Source organism: Mycoplasma corogypsi, from assembly GCF_045276875.1.
Lineage (GTDB): Bacteria > Bacillota_I > Bacilli_A > Mycoplasmatales > Metamycoplasmataceae > Mycoplasmopsis > Mycoplasmopsis corogypsi.
This window is the reverse complement of the sequence record NZ_CP174163.1, coordinates 447993-466047: the sequence shown is the minus strand read 5'-3', so window position 1 is coordinate 466047 and position 18055 is coordinate 447993. Positions and strand designations below refer to the sequence as shown.

The 18055-nt window shown below is 29.2% G+C and carries 15 protein-coding genes; 12 read left to right on the top strand and 3 right to left on the bottom strand.

The window, feature by feature from the left end; all coding sequences use genetic code 4:
• Positions 1-340: 340 nt before the first annotated feature.
• The gene (locus tag ACJA23_RS01925; RefSeq protein WP_406613470.1) at positions 341-1915 is read left to right on the top strand and encodes a hypothetical protein; all 1575 of its coding nucleotides are present in this window, start codon (positions 341-343) and stop codon (positions 1913-1915) included.
• A gap of 89 nt (positions 1916-2004) precedes the next feature.
• Here ACJA23_RS01925 and ACJA23_RS01920 read toward each other — a convergent pair whose 3' ends face one another.
• The gene (locus ACJA23_RS01920) at positions 2005-3018 is read right to left on the bottom strand and encodes a hypothetical protein (protein WP_406613468.1); all 1014 of its coding nucleotides are present in this window, start codon (positions 3016-3018) and stop codon (positions 2005-2007) included.
• Here ACJA23_RS01920 and ACJA23_RS01915 point away from each other — a divergent pair.
• A complete protein-coding gene (locus ACJA23_RS01915; protein WP_406613466.1) occupies positions 3008-4858 on the top strand; it encodes a hypothetical protein in 1851 nt (616 codons plus the stop codon). The two genes, ACJA23_RS01920 and ACJA23_RS01915, sit on opposite strands and share 11 nt — an antisense overlap.
• Positions 4859-4961: 103 nt before the next feature.
• Here the strand turns inward: ACJA23_RS01915 and ACJA23_RS01910 are convergent, their stop codons facing one another.
• Complete coding sequence (locus tag ACJA23_RS01910; RefSeq protein ID WP_406613464.1) at positions 4962-5303, bottom strand: hypothetical protein; 342 nt, start codon at positions 5301-5303, stop codon at positions 4962-4964.
• 12 nt (positions 5304-5315) lie between these two features.
• Positions 5316-6155 carry a DegV family protein gene (locus ACJA23_RS01905; RefSeq protein WP_406613462.1) on the bottom strand — a complete coding sequence of 280 codons (840 nt, stop codon included), beginning with the start codon at positions 6153-6155 and terminating at the stop codon, positions 5316-5318.
• A 176-nt stretch (positions 6156-6331) separates the two neighbouring features.
• On the opposite strand from ACJA23_RS01905, the gene ACJA23_RS01900 reads away from it, so the two are divergent.
• The 10 genes from ACJA23_RS01900 to ACJA23_RS01855 all read left to right on the top strand — a co-directional run bounded on the left by ACJA23_RS01900 (position 6332) and on the right by ACJA23_RS01855 (position 17995).
• Positions 6332-7519 carry an MnuA family membrane nuclease gene (locus ACJA23_RS01900; RefSeq protein WP_406613460.1) on the top strand — a complete coding sequence of 396 codons (1188 nt, stop codon included), beginning with the start codon at positions 6332-6334 and terminating at the stop codon, positions 7517-7519.
• Between the two features lie 47 nt (positions 7520-7566).
• Entirely contained in the window at positions 7567-7929 is a 363-nt protein-coding gene (locus ACJA23_RS01895; RefSeq protein WP_406613458.1) for a PTS glucose transporter subunit IIB, read from the top strand.
• 18 nt (positions 7930-7947) lie between these two features.
• Complete coding sequence (locus tag ACJA23_RS01890; RefSeq protein ID WP_406613456.1) at positions 7948-8259, top strand: transcriptional regulator; 312 nt, start codon at positions 7948-7950, stop codon at positions 8257-8259.
• 320 nt (positions 8260-8579) lie between these two features.
• Positions 8580-10928 carry a glucose PTS transporter subunit IIA gene (locus ACJA23_RS01885; RefSeq protein WP_406613454.1) on the top strand — a complete coding sequence of 783 codons (2349 nt, stop codon included), beginning with the start codon at positions 8580-8582 and terminating at the stop codon, positions 10926-10928.
• Between the two features lie 170 nt (positions 10929-11098).
• The gene (locus ACJA23_RS01880) at positions 11099-11749 is read left to right on the top strand and encodes a LemA family protein (RefSeq protein WP_406613452.1); all 651 of its coding nucleotides are present in this window, start codon (positions 11099-11101) and stop codon (positions 11747-11749) included.
• 5 nt (positions 11750-11754) lie between these two features.
• On the top strand, positions 11755-12822 hold the full coding sequence (locus ACJA23_RS01875; protein ID WP_406613450.1) for a hypothetical protein: 1068 nt from the start codon (positions 11755-11757) through the stop codon (positions 12820-12822).
• A gap of 255 nt (positions 12823-13077) precedes the next feature.
• Entirely contained in the window at positions 13078-13896 is an 819-nt protein-coding gene (locus ACJA23_RS01870; protein ID WP_406613448.1) for a hypothetical protein, read from the top strand.
• Positions 13897-14119: 223 nt separating this feature from the next.
• Complete coding sequence (locus ACJA23_RS01865; protein ID WP_406613446.1) at positions 14120-14578, top strand: YhcH/YjgK/YiaL family protein; 459 nt, start codon at positions 14120-14122, stop codon at positions 14576-14578.
• A 13-nt stretch (positions 14579-14591) separates the two neighbouring features.
• A complete protein-coding gene (gene asnS / locus ACJA23_RS01860) occupies positions 14592-15950 on the top strand; it encodes an asparagine--tRNA ligase (RefSeq protein WP_406613444.1) in 1359 nt (452 codons plus the stop codon).
• A gap of 173 nt (positions 15951-16123) precedes the next feature.
• Complete coding sequence (locus ACJA23_RS01855; RefSeq protein ID WP_406613442.1) at positions 16124-17995, top strand: ribonuclease J; 1872 nt, start codon at positions 16124-16126, stop codon at positions 17993-17995.
• Positions 17996-18055: the final 60 nt, after the last annotated feature.

The window sequence follows — 18055 nt, the reverse complement described above, 5'->3', positions numbered from 1 at the left end:
AATAGAGTAATGTGTGTGTATACGAAAACACTGGTTTTTCCAGTGTTTTTATTAAATTTATTAGTAATTAGTATTCAGTGCAACAGATTATGTTTTTACAGAAAACGGTTTATTAATCTTAATTATGATTTTCTAATTCAGTTAATATTTTTTTAGTACCTATATGGCAAATTGTTTCAGAATTTATTATAATTTAGATAGATAGAAAGAATATGCTTTGTTCTAGTTAGAAAAAGTTTCAATGAATTTGGCTGATTGTTAATTAAAACTTTTTATTTCTGGTATTAAGCATATTTTATTATTAAAGTTTTTTTGACTTTAATATAACTTAAGAGGAAAAATGTATAAAAAGAATATTAATAAATTTATTAAATTAAGTTCTCTTCCAATTGCTGGAATTGGTGGTGTTTTATTAATTACTTCCGCTACTGATACTAGTGAAAGTACAAATAATAATACAACTACTTTTAACGTACAAGCAAAGAAAGATGAATTAGTTAAAAAAGTAGAAGCAAATAAATATAGTCACTTAGGTGGTGGTTTAGTAGGGTATCAAATTGATTTACTAAAAGAAAAAATCAACACTATAACAGATGAAGCTTCATACCATGAAGTAGATATTATGGTTACTGATTTTATCGAAGGTATGAAATTTAACTGATCAATCATCACAACTGCATCAATGGGTGATTTTACTGATCCAAAAGTTTTAGAAGCTTATAAAACTGCAATGGCACATAAATCTAATGATTTCGATTTTACAAAAGTCTGATCTCAAACATTTTGAAATGATAATGGTTTTAAACCAACATTAGATGAATATAAAAACACACTTGAAAAACTTTGAAAATTACTAAAGAATACAGGTGATATCGCAGAAGGAGATAAACTTAAAACAATTCAACATTTAAGAAAGTTTGGTAAAGATGTTACTGCTGCATATGCTAAAATTTTCGCTGCAGCTACTGCTGACTCACAATCTAATCGTAATGCTAAAACATTCTTCCAAGCTTATATAAACTTTGCGTTTAACCGTACACTATGACCTGCTGAATTTATTCCTTCAAGATCTATAGACAACCTTGATGTAAATAAATATCCTAAATCAGGAAACAGATACATAGCTAACTGAAATGCTATGTATAGCATTTATTTAGGTGATAAGATAGCATCGTTAAGCAACAATCTACAAAATGGAAGTGGTAGAGAAAATGTTAAAAACTTTGCTGGTGGTTACAACTTGTTACAAAGTTATAACCACAGATTGTTAAGAGACAGAGGTGACTTATGATTAGCTAAAACAATAATGAAAAAATTTGCTATGAATAAATACTATTACTTAACAAATGGTAGTGATATTACTCAAGCAGGTAATCCAACAAAAGCTGCAAGTGATTTTGTGAGATTGCAGAAAATTTTAGATGACCTTAATGAAGTTCCATTTCTTTTATCAAAAGTTAATTTTACTGATGATTGATTTAAATTTAGTGAAAATTTAGCTACTGGTTCATATTTTAATGGTGCATTATTCCCTAAAGGAAGAAATGGATTTACTACTGATTTACTTAACACCTACTTTGTTACAATAGTTAATTCATACAATGGTTTAGAAAGAATTGATAAAGCTAAAAAAGCTCTTGATCCTGTAATTAAAAATTTAGAAACAAGAATCACAAATTTACCTACAAATATTAAACCATCATTTGAGAAAGCTGTTAATAATGCTAAAGAAATCAGAAAATTAAATGAAGTAGTTAAAGAAATCAATGCTTCAGCAACCACAACAAATACTGCTGTTTCAAACGTTGAAGTTGCTGAAAATATTCTTAAAGTTAATAATGGTGAAACCTTAATTTCAACAGTCGATGGGTTTGAGAGTCCCTTAAGTGTTGATGAAAAAGTTAAAGTAGCTTAAACTCTTAAACAAATTTTAGATAACGCTGCTGTTTCGCTTGATCATTCAGTTAAAACAGGAATTTCTGGTTCAGTTTCTAAGGTTGATACTTATGTATCTAATAAAAAAGGTGAATTAGTTACAAGAATTGATTCATTTGCTAGTGAAAACAACTTATCAAGCACATTAGTTTCTAATGTTAAAAATACAATTAATGCTACAAACACAAACGCAACTACAATTATTAATTCATTTAACAGTGTTAAAAAAGCTAATGATGAAGCTAAAAGAATTAATAATTTAATTACTGAATTAGATAAACCAGAAAACAAAATAGCTCCTGCAAGAAAACAAGAACTTAAAACACAGCTAGAAGCAGCTAAAAATGCTATTAAAAATGAAACTAACTTAACTAATTTAGACAACCAAGTAACTTCTAAATCAGCTGAAGCTACAAATCTAGGTAACACAATCGCTAAAGAAGATGGAACAATTAAAATTAATGAATTAGCAAACTTAAATAATGAACATAAAGTTGAATTATTAAAACAATTAAACGAAAATCCATCATCTGCAGTAGCTGTTGTTGCAAAAGCTAGTGTCATTGATAATGATATTAAGGTTGCTAAAGAAAAAATTAAAGATGCAATTAATGCAGTTAATGGAAACAAAAACTTATCTACAAAACAAAAAAATTCATTAGTTACTGAATTAAATACAGCTTTAGAATCAGTAACATCTGCGACAAATGAAGAAGCAGTAACTAACACAGTTGGTGAAGCAATTAAAGTTATTGCAAAAACTGATCCAGAAGTAGCAAAAACCACAGGTGTAGAAATCATTAAGAACATTCCTGAATTCAATATATCTTTACAAAACGATTTTATTGCTAAACTTCAAGGTAGCGAAAATACTAATGCTAAATTAATAAGTGATGCAAAAATTTTATCTGATGACCTAAAAGTTTCAAAAGATAAAATTGATGAAGCTATTACTTCAGTAACTAACAACATTTTATTAACAGGTGATCAAAGAACTAAATTAATCGAAAAATTAAATACTGCTAAAACTCAACTCGATGAAGTAAAAAATGTTGATGCAGCTAGAGAAACGGTGTCTAACACTTTAAAATTACTAGCTGAAGCAGATCCAGAAATTGCTAAAAAGGCAAATGAAGAAATTATTAATAATGTTGTTGATTTACCATCTAACTTAAAAGAAGAATTGGTTGCTAAATTATCAACAAACCCTGAAACAAACATTAGACTAGTAGAAGAAGCTAAAACACTTGCTAATGATATTAAGGTAGCTAAAGAAGATTTAACTAATACAATCGCTTTTATTGATAACAATACTAACTTATCAACAGAAGTTAAAACCAATTTAACTAATGAATTAAATGCTATCTTAAATAAAATTGAATCAATAAACAATAAAGATGCTATTAGCGAAATTGTTGAAGAAGCTGTCAAAATTGTAGGTACTGTTAATCCAACAATTATTAAAGAATCATCAACTGACATTATTAAAAATACTCCATCATTAAACACAGCACTACAAAATAGCTTAATTGAAAAACTAAAAGATAATGGAAATAATAACTTTAGAATCATTGCAGAAGCTAAAAACTTATCTAGCGATATTAATTTAACTAAAGATAAAGTTGCAGAAGCGCTAGAAATTGTTAAATTATCAACTACATTAAATGAAGATCAAAAAACTGCCTTAACTACAAAATTAAATGATGCATTAGTAAAAGTTGCTGAATCTGAAACTAAAGAAGCGGTTAATGAAAATGTAGCTAGTGCAATTAAAGTTATTGCTGAAGTTGATGTAAATGTAGCAAAAGTAGCAAGTGAAGCTTTAGTAAGCAATATCAACTATTTACCAGTTGCAATTCAAAAGGATTTAATTAGTAAACTAACAACTGATGCGTTAGCTAATGAAAAAGTTGTTTCTGAAGCTAAAACAATAGCAGCTGATGCTAGAGTAGCAAAAGATAAAATTAACGAAGCAATTAATGTTGTTAATTCTAAATCTTCATTATCTACAATAGAAAAAACAACATTGGTAAATGAATTAAAAAGCGCTTTAACTAAAATTGAAGAAGCCACAAATCATGAAATTGTTTCAAATGCTATTACTGAAGCTATTGATGTAATTGGTAAAAATGATGTGATTTTAGCCAAAGAAGCTAGTGTTGAAATAGTAAATAACATTCCAGAGTTAAGCAGTGAAGTTAAAGCTGAATTTACAAACAAAATTCTTCAAGGTTTAGGTGATAATAACAGACTTGTTTCTGAGGCAAAAACAGTAGCTAATGAAGTTGTTATTGCTAAAGAAAAAATTAATGATGCTCTAAGTGCTATTGAGAAAAACAGCGAACTTTCTGAAACTGATAAGCAAAAACTAAAAACAGAACTAAATAAAGCAATAAGTACAATTGAAAACTCAAAATCAAAAGAAGAGCTTTCAAACAATGTAACTAATGCTTCAGAAGCTATTTCAAAAGCTGACCCTACAATTGCTAAAGATTTAGATACTGCTGTTATTAATAATCTAGATGTTTTACCTACTGCAGTTAAAGAAAAATTAGTAAACAAATTAACTAATGCTCGTGACACTAACAAAAATATTGTTAATGAAGCTAGAATTTTTGCTGATGGAATTACAAAACTAAATGCAATCCTAAAAAGATTAGATACAGATAAAAAATTAACATCTGCAGATAAACAAAAAATTAAATCTCAAACTAATGCGTTATTATCAAAAATTAACAGTGGTAAGTATAATGCAAATAATCTAAATGCAGATATTCAACAAATTGAAAATGAATTCCCTAAAGATAAAAATGATATGAGTACAGTGGTGATTATTACTCTATCAGTTTTAGGTGGATTAGTCTTAGCTAGTTTATTAACTTTATTTAGTGTCAAACTTTGACGTAAAAAACATAGAAGTTAAATATAAATAGATTAAAAATATGGACTATTAGTCCATATTTTTTTCTTTACCTTGTGAAACTAAAAAGACTTTAATGCAATAAAAAAGTCTAGCGATGCTAGACTTATCATAATCTAATATCATTAGTTAAAATATAACCAACAATGATACCAATAGTTACTATTAACAAGACCAAAATAAATAGTCATGCAGCAATATAAGTTATTTTATGTCTTTTGTGAGCAATAATTTCATTTTGATCTAATTGATGATTATTAATTATGTCATCAATTGCACGATGTTGTGATTGATCAACGAAGTTAATTGAGTTTTGCTTAATATCTTCAATTGCTAATGTAGAAAATTTAGCTTTCAAACCTAGAGATGCTTTTTTATTTTTCTTTTCAGGTTTTGGTTCGATTTTTACTTCATTTTCTGTGGTGATTGGTTTTTTTGATCTTGGCATTTTTGCTCCTAATTAATCGATTTTAGGCATCACATTAATACTAAAGGCTTTAGGTCCAGTATGAACAGCTACTACACTTGAAGCTAATGTACTTACTGAAATAGGAATGTTTCTTTCTTGAAGTTGTCTAATGAGTTCTTCGTTGATTTTATCGTCATTTCCTAAGGTTAAATTAAAGTCTGGATTTGGAATTTCATGTGCAAATTCAACGATTTTATCAATCGCTTTTGTAATTGCACCTTTAATAGTTCTTTTTAAACCGATACTTTCAACTGTACCTTCGCTTGTGTAAGATAAAATTGGAATAATTCCTAGTGTATTTAGAATGAATTTTTTAGCACCTTTAAGTCTACCACCACGAACCATATAGCTTACATCAGCTGGAACAATTAATGTAGCACTTTTATCGCTTAAAGTTTTAACATTGCTAATAATAATTTCTGGTGTCACACCTTCATTTGCTAACTCTACAATCTTTTTAGCAACTGGATAAAATTGAATACCAGAAAAGTGATTATCTATAAAGTGAACATTTGGATAATCAGCTGCAAAAGTTTTAAAATAAGAAGCTGTTGAAGATAAACCTTCGCTTAAACCAATGTAGTAAACTTGTTCACATTCTTCAGAAGCTTGCTTAATGGTTTCTTGGATAATATCAATTCTTGGTAATGATGATTGACATGACTGAGATTTTTCTAGCATTTGAAGTATTTGTAAACGATCTTCATAACCGTCAAGGTATGTTTTACCATCAATTACAACTTGCAATGGTAAAAAATAATAACCTTCTCTACTTACATCCTCAAGTGTTAAGCTAGAAAATGAATCAATAATAATTCCGACTTTTTTCATATTTCAATTATAAACAATTATGTTACTTTATATATATTAAAAAAGCAAATTTAGTGTATCTTAATTTTCTTTAAATTAACTAGTTAGTTTTTAGTGTATAAATCTTAAATTTTATGAAATAATTTTTTTATATCATAAATGTAATAAAATTATTTTACTTAATATCGGAGATAAATATGAAAGTAAAAACAAGAAAAATTGTATCTTCAGCAATTAGCTTAATATTAGCTGGTGGAATTGCAGCTGGAGCTTATTTTGGATATTTAAAATTTGGTAATCAACAAAAGATTGATCACAATAAAAATGACAACAAATTAAACTCAAATGCAAATTCAGGTAGTGGATCTACTTTAAGTAATAATAATACAGAACCAACACTAAATAAAAAATCACTTCATGTGATGAATTGAAATGTTTTAAATTTTGGTGGTGGTGATAATGATGTATTAAATGCACCAAAAATCAATCGTATTAGTGATGTAATTTTACATGAAAAACCTGATTTAATTGGTTTTACAGAAATTAACTACAATAACCAATCAGTTAGAACACTTGATAATCTTAAAAAACTACTAAATTCAAGTGAAAAAAATGAATCTGGTACAACTTGAGATTATGTAATTAGCGAAAACGATGAAAATCCTAGATTTCCTAATTCAAAAGAACACTACGCAATGTTTTATAAATCAAATGTGTTATCAGTGGTTAAAAAAGAAAGTATTACAAAAAATAACTTATATGCTAGACCACCTTTTAGTGTCAAATTCAAAACTGGAAATGACTATCAGTTTTATTATGTGATAGCTCACTTTGATGCACCTGGTGTTAATGCAAAAAATGGTGAAACAGCAACAGATTCTTTATACGGAACAAATGGTTCACAAGAAGTAACAGAAGCCAAAAGCGTTAAAGAATATATTTTTGATAAATACAAGCCAGAAAATATAGACATTATTTTTGGTGGGGACACTAACTTAACAGCCAAAAGTCAAATTATTTTTGATGAATTTAAGAAATTTGGAATTGAAAACACTTATGGAGATGATTTTAAATACAACAATTCAGTTGATGCCTATAAAACATCTCTATCATCTAAAGACGGATATGCTAATCCATACGATAAATTCCTATTTTTAGATACACCTGATAAAGGTACAATTGTAAAACCTACTAAAGAAAAATTCAAGTTTGATATTATTGCTCAATATAAAGCTGGTGGTATTTGAGAAAATTTAAGAGTTCCAGATTATAATACTTGAAGCAAACTTAAAAAAGCTCCAAGAAATCAAACTCCAATTGAATTGGCTCGTAAAATTTCAGATCACGCACCAATTAACATTTTTATCGATATAAATGAACAATAATAGCGTTGATTTTACAAAGTTAGTAATTAATAATATATAATTTTTATATGAACAAACACAAATTTAAGAAGATTTTTTTAACTATCATTACTTTTGGTTTAATTTGAATTAAATGAAAAAAACAGATGCAACATACTGAAAACTCGATTTATCAAATTGACAAAGTGCCATTTGAAATGAATAATTTAATTGAGTTTTGCGGTGAAAACAACATCATAAGTGCTAACGACAAATTATCAAAAGTTGAAATTGTTGTGTCTGACATTAAACAAGTGAATGTTAATGGTATAAGAAATCTTAAAGGAATTAGTGGTATATTCGTAAAATCAAATAGTCTTATTTTAATTTTAGGTGAGTTTAGTAAAGCAGTTGCAGCTAGATTAAACCAAAAATTATTAACAAGCAATTAAAAATTAAGCGAGATTGCTATGAATATAGAAACAGTGTTAAATGTTTTATCAAAACCTGTAAAACTAAAATTACTGGTTCATTTATATAAATGTATAAATAATGAGTGTGACGTTAATACTTTTGTTGAATTATTTTCAGAAAAACAACCAAACATCTCAAAACATTTAAACGGTCTTAGAAAATTAAATATTATAAACTCCAAAAAAGATGGTAAGTTTGTTTACTATTATATGACAGAAGAATTTAAGACTCATTTCGGTCCGATTCTTGATCAAATTATTAAAATCTCTCATTTAGAGAATTTAGAATGTAAATGCATTGATGAATAATATAATTTATTAATTTAAAAACATAAAATTCAAACATACATCTTTCACTAGAAGCTTTATTTTTAGTGAAAGATGTATGTTTTTTCTGCTTCAATGTGGAAATATTTCCACATTACAATAATTTAATACAAAAATGTGGAAAAAAGTTGCAGAAAATGACAATTTGCGCTGAAAATATAGGCTTTTGTTGCTATAATAAAATTATGTATCAGATATTTATGTTTAATTTATTTGATGCAATAAAATAAACTAAGTATTATTACTACAAATTATGTTTTTACTTAAGTGTAGTTAAATCAAAATTTATAGAAAGGACATAAATGTTTGCATTTCTAGACAGATTTAAAAAGTCTTCTGCACCACGTTCAAAAAACAACAGTGGTAGCGGTAAGGCAAGAAAAATCCTATCTAAACTTTCTGGTGCATTCATGCTTCCTATCTCTGTTATGGCAATCGCCGGATTGTTCCTAGGGGTTGGGGCTACAATTGCATCAAACTCAAGTGCAGAAGCTGCAAAACAATTTGGTAAATTCATCCAATTATTAGGTGAACCTGCATTCGCTGCTTTACCATTATTATTTGCTGCTGCATTCGTTGTTGCCTTTACTGATGAGGCCGGAGTTGGGGTTTTTGCTACTATCATTGCTTATCTAGTTTTCCTAGCTATTCAATCAGTATTCATCACACCAGTTGAACAAGCTGGAAAAGTTGTTGGATATGACATTTTATTCCGTGGTGGAGGTAGAAATCCTGAAGATCTTCTAAGACTAGTTGGTTCTTCACTTGGAACTACATCACTACAAACATCAGTATTCGGTGGTATTCTAGTTGGACTTATGGTTGCTTACCTATACAACAGATTCCACACAATTCAATTACCTACCGTTATTTCATTCTTCGGTGGTAAAAGATTCGTAGGTTTAATTGCAATTCCTGCTGCAGCTTTACTTGCAATCTTATTCTTAATTTTCTGACCATGAATTGGTATCGTATTAAACTTAATCGGTACAAATCTAGGTAAATTCAAATACGGAGACTCATTCGTATTCGGATACATCGAAAGATCATTAATCCCATTCGGATTACACCACGTATTCTACGCACCATTATGATATACACCAGCTGGTGGTAGTGTAGAAGAAGCATTAGTTCCATGATTAAAAGATAATGGAATTAACGAAGTTACTTTAGCAACAATGAGAACACAAGGATACACACTTCCTGCATTTGTTGACTTTATTAAAGCAGATCCAAACAGATTTGTTGGTGACTCAACAATTACAATTAACCTTTTAGGATTCCCACACAGTGATGTTACTTGAACAGCTAAAGGAGCAAAAGAAAGCTTACCTGTATTTGACTTCGTTAGTGATCAATTAGGAATCAGAGTTGGTAGATTCTTAGACGGTAAATTCTCATTCATGATTTTAGGTCTTCCAGGTGCTGCTGTTGCTATGATTTTAGCTGCACCTAAAGAAAACAGAAAAGTGGCTATTGCTACAGTTGTTCCAGTTGCTGCAACATCAATCTTAACTGGTGTTACAGAACCAATTGAATTCACATTCTTATTCTTATCACCATTCCTATTCTTAGGATTCCACGCATTCATGGCTGCTACATCATTCTTATTAGCAAACTTATTAAGCGTTCACATCCCAATGGCATTCTCAGGTGGATTCCTAGACTTAGCTATCTACGGAATGGTTAACGTTCAAAAAGGAACAAACTTCTGATGAACATTAGTAGTTGGAGCAGTTTACTTCCCAATCTACTTAGTAGTATTCTACTTCTACATCAAACACTTCGACCTACCTACACCAGGTAGAGGTGGAAACACAAAATTATTCACAAAAGCTGATTACTTAGCTGCAAAAGATGCTAAAAAAGCATTAGAAGGTCAATCAGATGTTAACCCTAAAGCTTACGCAATCGTTCAAGCTTACGGTGGAACAAAAAACATTACAGCATACAACAACTGTGCTTCAAGATTACGTTATGACGTAAAAGATGCTTCATTAGTAAATGATGACGCATTAAAAGCTGCAGGAGCATTCGGAATTAAACGTGAAGGAAACTCACACGTTCAAGCAATTTTTGGAACAGCTGCAGAACAATTAAACTCATTAATTAAATCACAAAGAGAAGCTATTGCTCAATTAGAAGCTAAACAAGCTGGTGCACAAGCTGCTTCAGCTGAAGCTCCTCTAAAATTAACAGCAATTGCTAAAGGTGAATTATTATCACTTGCAGAATTAAATGACGGTGCATTCTCAACAGGTGCAATGGGAGAAGGATACGCAGTTAAATTTAGTGACAAAAAACACGGTGTAGTTTACTCACCAGTGGATGCTAAAGTTACAATGGTATTCCCTTCAAAACACGCATACGGTCTTAAAACAGAAGACGGTGTTGAAATGCTAGTTCACGTTGGTGTTGATACAGTTACACTAAACGGTGAAGGATTCACACCTGCTGTTAAAGTTGGTGATGAAGTTAAAGCAGGACAAGTTCTTGCTGAAGTTGATTTAGAAGTTATTGCAAAAAACCCTAAATTATTATCACACCCAATCTTAGTTGTATTGTCAAACAGTCCTCGTACAAAATTTGAGGTTACAGCTTCATCTAAACAATTAACATCTCCAAGCGATGTTGTTGGTGAAGTTAAATAAATATAATTACATTTAGTACTTAAACAAAAAACCAACCATGAGGTTGGATTTTTCATTGCTTTAGACAATATTTGACTGAATATATCATTCAGTTTCATAGTTTTTAACTCATAAAAAACCAAGAAAATGATAAAATTAAATAGTTAAAAACTCAAATAATAAGGAGAGTTATGGCAAACTTATATAACCAAAGAGAAGTCACAGATCCACAAGGATTTAATCCAAATGTATACAATGTACCAGTAAATGCTAAATGCGGTGGTTTTGGTAAAGAGATTTGATATGGATCATTTATCTTTATTGTTCCAATTTTTGTTCATGTTTCAATGAGAAACGCTCTATTAAGAGAACAAAATGATATTAATGAAGCAGCATCATTAATTGATACTCAATTGCAAAAACGTTACGATACTTTAACTAAATTAGTAGCTCAAGTAAAATCATACAAAGAATACGAAGGTTCAATTATGCAAGAAGTAACAAGACTAAGATCATTAATTGGTCAAGGTTCAAGTACTATCTCTAACTCAAGAGAAATTGAATCATTAAACAATAGCGTATTCGGTCGTTTAATGGCAATTAGTGAAAACTATCCAGAACTTAAAGCTTCAAATGCTTATGAGATGTTAATGCGTGAAACAACTGAAATTGAAAGAGAAATCGCAGCTTCTAGACGTCTATACAATAGTAAAGTTAATAATTTTAATCAAAAACTATTCATCTATCCAAATAGCGTTGCAGCTACATCTTTAGGTCTTTCTACTGCCCCATTATTTGCAGCAGCTGAAGAACACAAACAAGATGTAAAAATGGACTTATAATTTTTATGTTTGTAAAAGACTATATTTCATACTCAGAATTTTCCGAAAACATTAAAAGCAAATATTATAATGATTATTTAAAAAATATTGATTTAGGTGCTCTTAATCCGTTGCTAAAAAAAGCTCGCATGTACTTTTTTATGGGCATTGCTACAGTGTTTTTAGCTATTATAATGTTCTTATCACTGATGTTTGCAGCTTTTAGTTCAGCAAATACTCAAGTTATGATAACTTTAGCTGTATTTACTGGTATTTTCATAATTGTAGCTATTGTATTTCACGCTTTACGTGTAACAACAAAGCGTAAAATAATCGAAATAGCTTTTTCAAATGTGAACTCAAAACATTATTACGATAAATTTTTCAATGAATTAAATGTTAAATATGAATTTTTCGATGAAAATCTTGATGAATTAAAAAGAAAAACACAAAACAACATGCTAAATTTAGTTAATCAAAAAGATTTAGATACCCACAGTCCACTAATGGCAGGTCCTGAAGCTTATTTGATTAAACAAACTGAACCACAATACCTATTAATCGAAAACAAATACCCAGTTTCATTAGTTTCTACAACTTGAAAAGAAGAAATTGTAACTCGATCTGGTAGAGAAGTAAGAAGAGAAGTTATTATAACATATAATACAGTACTAAAAATTGATTTAGCTAAAGCCAATTTAAACCAAAATTATAAATTTTCAATGTTTACTGATAGTGGTTGAAGTAATACTAAATTTAAAAAACTAGAAAATAACGAGTTTAACAAAATGATTCAACTACATGATAATAACGAATATTTAGCTCGTAAAATCTTTACTCCACTAGGTATGGAAAATATGGTTAATTTTCTAAAAGAAAAAATGCCATATGAAAGAAATGTTGTTTACGGAAATGATCGAGAAATTATTATTAACTCAAACTGTAGTCGTTTTTTAACACCTAATTTCAAATATTCACTAAATATTGATAAATTACTAAAGAGTTTATTTTTAGATATTTTACAAGATGTATATTTAACATATTCAACTTTACATACTATTTTTATCCCATTATTACTTGATACAGAAAACTAATTTCTTATGAAATTCACTAATTTTTATTGGTGAATTTTCATTTTTTTTTAATACTTAAAAATAGTTTTTTTATAATTATGGAACTTATAGAAAAAATATTAAATTTAATTTATAAAAATTTATAAAATATTATAATTTATTTATTTTATATAGAACTAACTATTTATCTAATTGTATTCTTCCAAAATTGGTAATTAGTATGTTTCTTATCGCATCCATTTATTTAAGAAATTAAATAAATATTAGGAAGGAAATATGAACACGAAGTGAAAAATTGCTGGTGCTGTTGCTCTGAGTTTGTCAATTAGTTGTATCGGTTCACTAAGTGCTGGTATTGCTGTCATTAATAGCCAGAAAAACCATTATAAGAATCAAAACAGCTTATTAGTTGAAAAATACGAATCATTAAATAAAAATCGTGAAGAAATTCAATCAATGTTCAATAAACAAAATAATCAAAACTCTTTATTAGTTGTTGATAATGATTTATTAAACAAAACTAAATATGAGTTAGAAGCTAAAAACAGAGAACTTTTATTACAAAATAAAGACGTACAATTAAAGTTTAAGTTCAATTTAACAGCTTCATTTATTAATGATGATTTTGTTGCTAAAACATTCATTAAGGATAAAGAAACATTTAATTTCTGACAAACTCAAAAAAGAAGTGTCTTGAAATGAGAAATGATTTATGATGGAAAACCCACATTCTTTTATTCATGATCATTCCAACCTGTTCAAGGTCATTTAATTTATTTTGACAAAGACACCGATTACAGTGAACCTAGATTTAGAAACATCAATACATTTGCTGCTTTAGCACCACAAATTCCTACTAATTTTGATAAATCAAAAGCTAAAATTACTGGTGTTAAATTCCAACAAATTCAATATTTAGACGAAGATGAATTATATGGAACAGATAAATCGTTCTTAGAAGATTTAGCTAAAGGTAAATTTATCATTATGCAATCTAGTAACCAGATTTTACTAGCTATCCTAGGTCATATTAAAACTACAACCGCTTCAAATATTCAAAAATTAGATAATCTACCAAAAGTTGATAAAACTTAGTGAGCCTACAAACACAAATTCAACTACAAACGAAAATACAAACGCTAGACCAAACACTAACGTGAATAATACTGCAAGATAAAATACTTCTCTCGAAGTATTTTTTTGTTGCTTGTGGTTAACTTTATACCATTTGCCTAAAAACCATATTTATCAACAGTTTAGGCGAATTGTAGTGAAAAAATGGTATAATTTGCAAGTATAAAAAACAAGGAGAAATATTATGATTTTTGATAAGTTATCAAACATTAAAAAATACCAATTTCCAGAGCCACAAATAGCTAAAGCACTGGAAATTGCAGCTCAAACGGATTTTAATAGTTTAGAAAAAGGTGTTCACATTATCGATGAGAATATTAAAATCGTTAAAAAAGATTTTGAAACTAAATTTGAAGGATATCATGGTGAAATTCATGACAAACACATCGATATTCACATATTCGGAAGTGTAGAAGAAAAAATTTACTTTAAGCTAGAACCTAAATATACAGAAGTAGACATTTTAGAACAAAATGAAGCTTTAGATGTTGTGTTTGTTAAAACAACACCTCATAAACATAGCGTAATACTAAATGAAGGTTACTTTGCTTTATTTTTCCCAGGTGAACTACACAATCCAACAATAAATAATCATAATATTAATCTAATTACCAAAAACATTATTAAAGTGAAAATTAAATAACAGGAGCAAATATATGCATTCAATTAAAAACTTCTTATTAAAGCCAGGTTTTTATGATACCTGAACAAATGTTATTGTAAAAGGCTGAATTACTTTTACTAGAGGAAACAAAAACATTCGTTTTATTGAACTAAATGATGGTTCAACAATCAAAAACTTACAAGTTGTATTTAAAAAAGGAAATTTTGATTTTGAACTATTAGATCAATTAAAAGTTGGTGCTGCTTTAGTTATTAAAGGATCACTACATGCTACTCCTGACATGCCACAACCAATCGAAATGATTGCAGAAGAATTAATTAGCTACAAAAATGTTGATGATGATTATCCAATTCAAAACCAAGAAATTAAGTTAGAAACTTTAAGAGAAATTCCACACTTAAGACAAAAAACAAACTTAATTAAAGCAATTATGCTAATTAGATCTACTTTAGCTCAAGAAGTACACAAATATATGGCAGCTAGAGACTTTTATTACATGAGTAGCCCTATTATTACTTCTAATGATGGTGAAGGTGCTGGTGAAACATTTAACGTTTCTGACGGAAATGTTGCCAACCCATTTTTCGGTAAAGGACATAAAGCTACTTTAGGTGTAACTGGTCAATTACATGGTGAATCATACGCTAACGCGATGAGAAACATTTATACATTTGCTCCAACCTTTAGAGCTGAAAGATCAAATACTAAGCGTCATTTAGCTGAATTTTGAATGATTGAACCAGAAATGGCTTTTTATAGTTTAGAAGAAACTATTCATTTAGCTGATAACATGCTAAAAACAGTAATTCACAACACAATCGCTCAACATCAATTTGAATTAGAATACTTAGAACAATTTAGTAAAAACTGTTTAATTGATAGACTACATAAATTTATTGATACACCACTAAAAATCGTTGATTATAAAGAAGCAATTCAAAAATTAGTTGAAGCTGGACCGATTTTTGAAAACAATGATATTAAATTCGGTTTAGACTTAGGAAGTGAACACGAAAAATACTTAACAGAAGTAGTATACAAAGCCCCAATTGCTGTTATTAACTTTCCTAAAGACTTTAAAGCATTCTACATGTATCAAAATGAAGATGGTAAAACTGTTGCTGCTTTCGATTTACTAGTTCCTGGAATTGGTGAATTAGTTGGTGGTTCGCAACGTGAGTGTGATTACCAAAAACTAGTAAATAGAGTAAATGAATTAAACATTGATCAAGCTGATTTACAATGATATTTAGACTTAAGACGTTTTGGTCAAATGCAAAGTAGTGGGTTTGGGATTGGTTTTGAACGTCTAGTTATGTATGTAACTGGAATCGAAAATATCCGTGATGTAATCCCTTATCCTAGAACTACTGGAAACATTAAAATGTAAACCTACTTCAAATATCACCTTAGGGTGGTATTTTTTTTATATAAAACTGACAATTTTAATGTAAAATAAGCACTTTTAATTTATAATTAAAGTAATTATTATTACTTTTTTTATTCACTCAATCATTTAATAATTAAAAATACTTTAAATAATAAAAAGAAAGGCAAAATTTTATGAACCCAACTAGAATATTTGCTCTTGGTGGTTTTGAAGAAATCGGTAAATCAACCTTAATCATCGAGCAAGATAATCATATATTCTTAATTGATTCAGGAATTAAATTTGCAGACACTTTCAACACAGGGGTTAAAGGGATTATCCCAAGTTATGAGTATTTAAATCAACCTGGAAAATATATTGAAGGTTTATTTATCACTCATGGTCACGAAGACCACATAGGTGGTGTTGTTTATTTAATTCAACAAACTAAAATCAAGAAAATTTTTGGTCCTAGAATCGCAATTCAGTACCTAAAACTAAAAATGCAAGATTACGGTATTCGCCGTAATATTGAATTTATCGAAATAGAAAAATCTGCTGTGTTTAAGTTTAAATGTAATGTATCAGTAGACTTTTGAACTGCACAACACTCAATTCCTGATGCTTTTGGAATTAGAGTTACTACTCCTCATGGATCACTTATGTGTACTGGTGATTTTAGATTTGATTACACACCAATTGGAAACTACACGGATTTTGCTCGTTTAGACGAAATCGGAAAACAAGGTTTAACTGTTTTACTTAGCGATTCAACTAACGCTATGCGTCCAAATCACTCTCCAAGTGAAGGAGATATCTTACACGATATTCAAAGACACATGCGTGCTGCAAAGCGTAAAATTATCATTACAGCTTTTGCTTCTAACTTAACTAGAGTTAAAGTTATTATTGAACTTGCTGAAAAAATGGGCAAAAAAGTTGTGACATTTGGTCGTTCAATGATTCAAGGTATAAAAATTGGTCGTAAACTAGGTTATATTAATGTTGGAAACGATGTCTTAATTGATAAAAAGAACATCAATAAAGTACCAGAAAAAGATTTAGTTATCTTAACTACCGGTTCACAAGGTGAACAACTAGCAGCCTTATCTAGAATGAGTTACGGAAAACATACTACTGTAAAAATCGCTAAAGGTGATGTTGTTATTTTCTCTTCTAGTCCAATCCCCGGAAATAGAATGGTAGTTGAACTATTAGTTAATCGTTTATACAAACTAGGGGCTAAAATCAAAGAAAACGGAGTAGATGGCTACTTGCATACTTCTGGACACGCTTACAAGTGAGAACATGATAAAATTTTCCAACTAACTAAGCCAAAATATTTTATGCCTTATCATGGTGAATACCGTATGAGTGTCACTCACGGTCAAACTGCGATTGAAAACGGAGTAGATCCTAAAAACATTATCATCGCTCGTAAGGGTGAAGTGTATCACATGGAAAACCAAGAGATTTATAAAACTGATGAAACTGTCTCATATGGACCAATTTACATCGATGGAAACACCATTTTAAGCGTTTCTAATCAAACCTTAAAAGAAAGAGCACAACTTAAAGATAGTGGTTTTGTTAACATCATCTTTTTAATTGATCGAAACCATGGAAATATTATCGGAAGACCACAAATTATTACTCGTGGTAGCTTCTTTGTTAAAAACGCTCGTAAATTAATCGATGAAACAAGAAGAATTGCGCACGGAGCAGTGTTATTTCACATTAGAAATAACCCAGTTTGAACAACAGCTGAATTAGAAAGACTAGTTTCAGATCGTTTAACCGCTTTATTTTATAAAGAAAAGCGTAGAGAACCAGTTATTATTCCTACATTTGTTTATTTAGATGAAGATAATGATGAAGAACTAATTAAACATCGTTTTAAATTTACTAACAATAAAAATCAAGCAAATGAAATCACTCAACCATCTAAAAACAAAAAATCTAATCTTAATAAAGATCAGAAAAAAATGCTCAAAAAGGTTGAGCAATCTATTTTTGGTGAAGTTGAAATGGATCAATTTGACGTCGATGAAGATGACGAAATTTAAGCGCTATGCGCTTTTTTTTGTTAATTGTACCAAAAAATTAAAAATTCAAAGCAAAACACT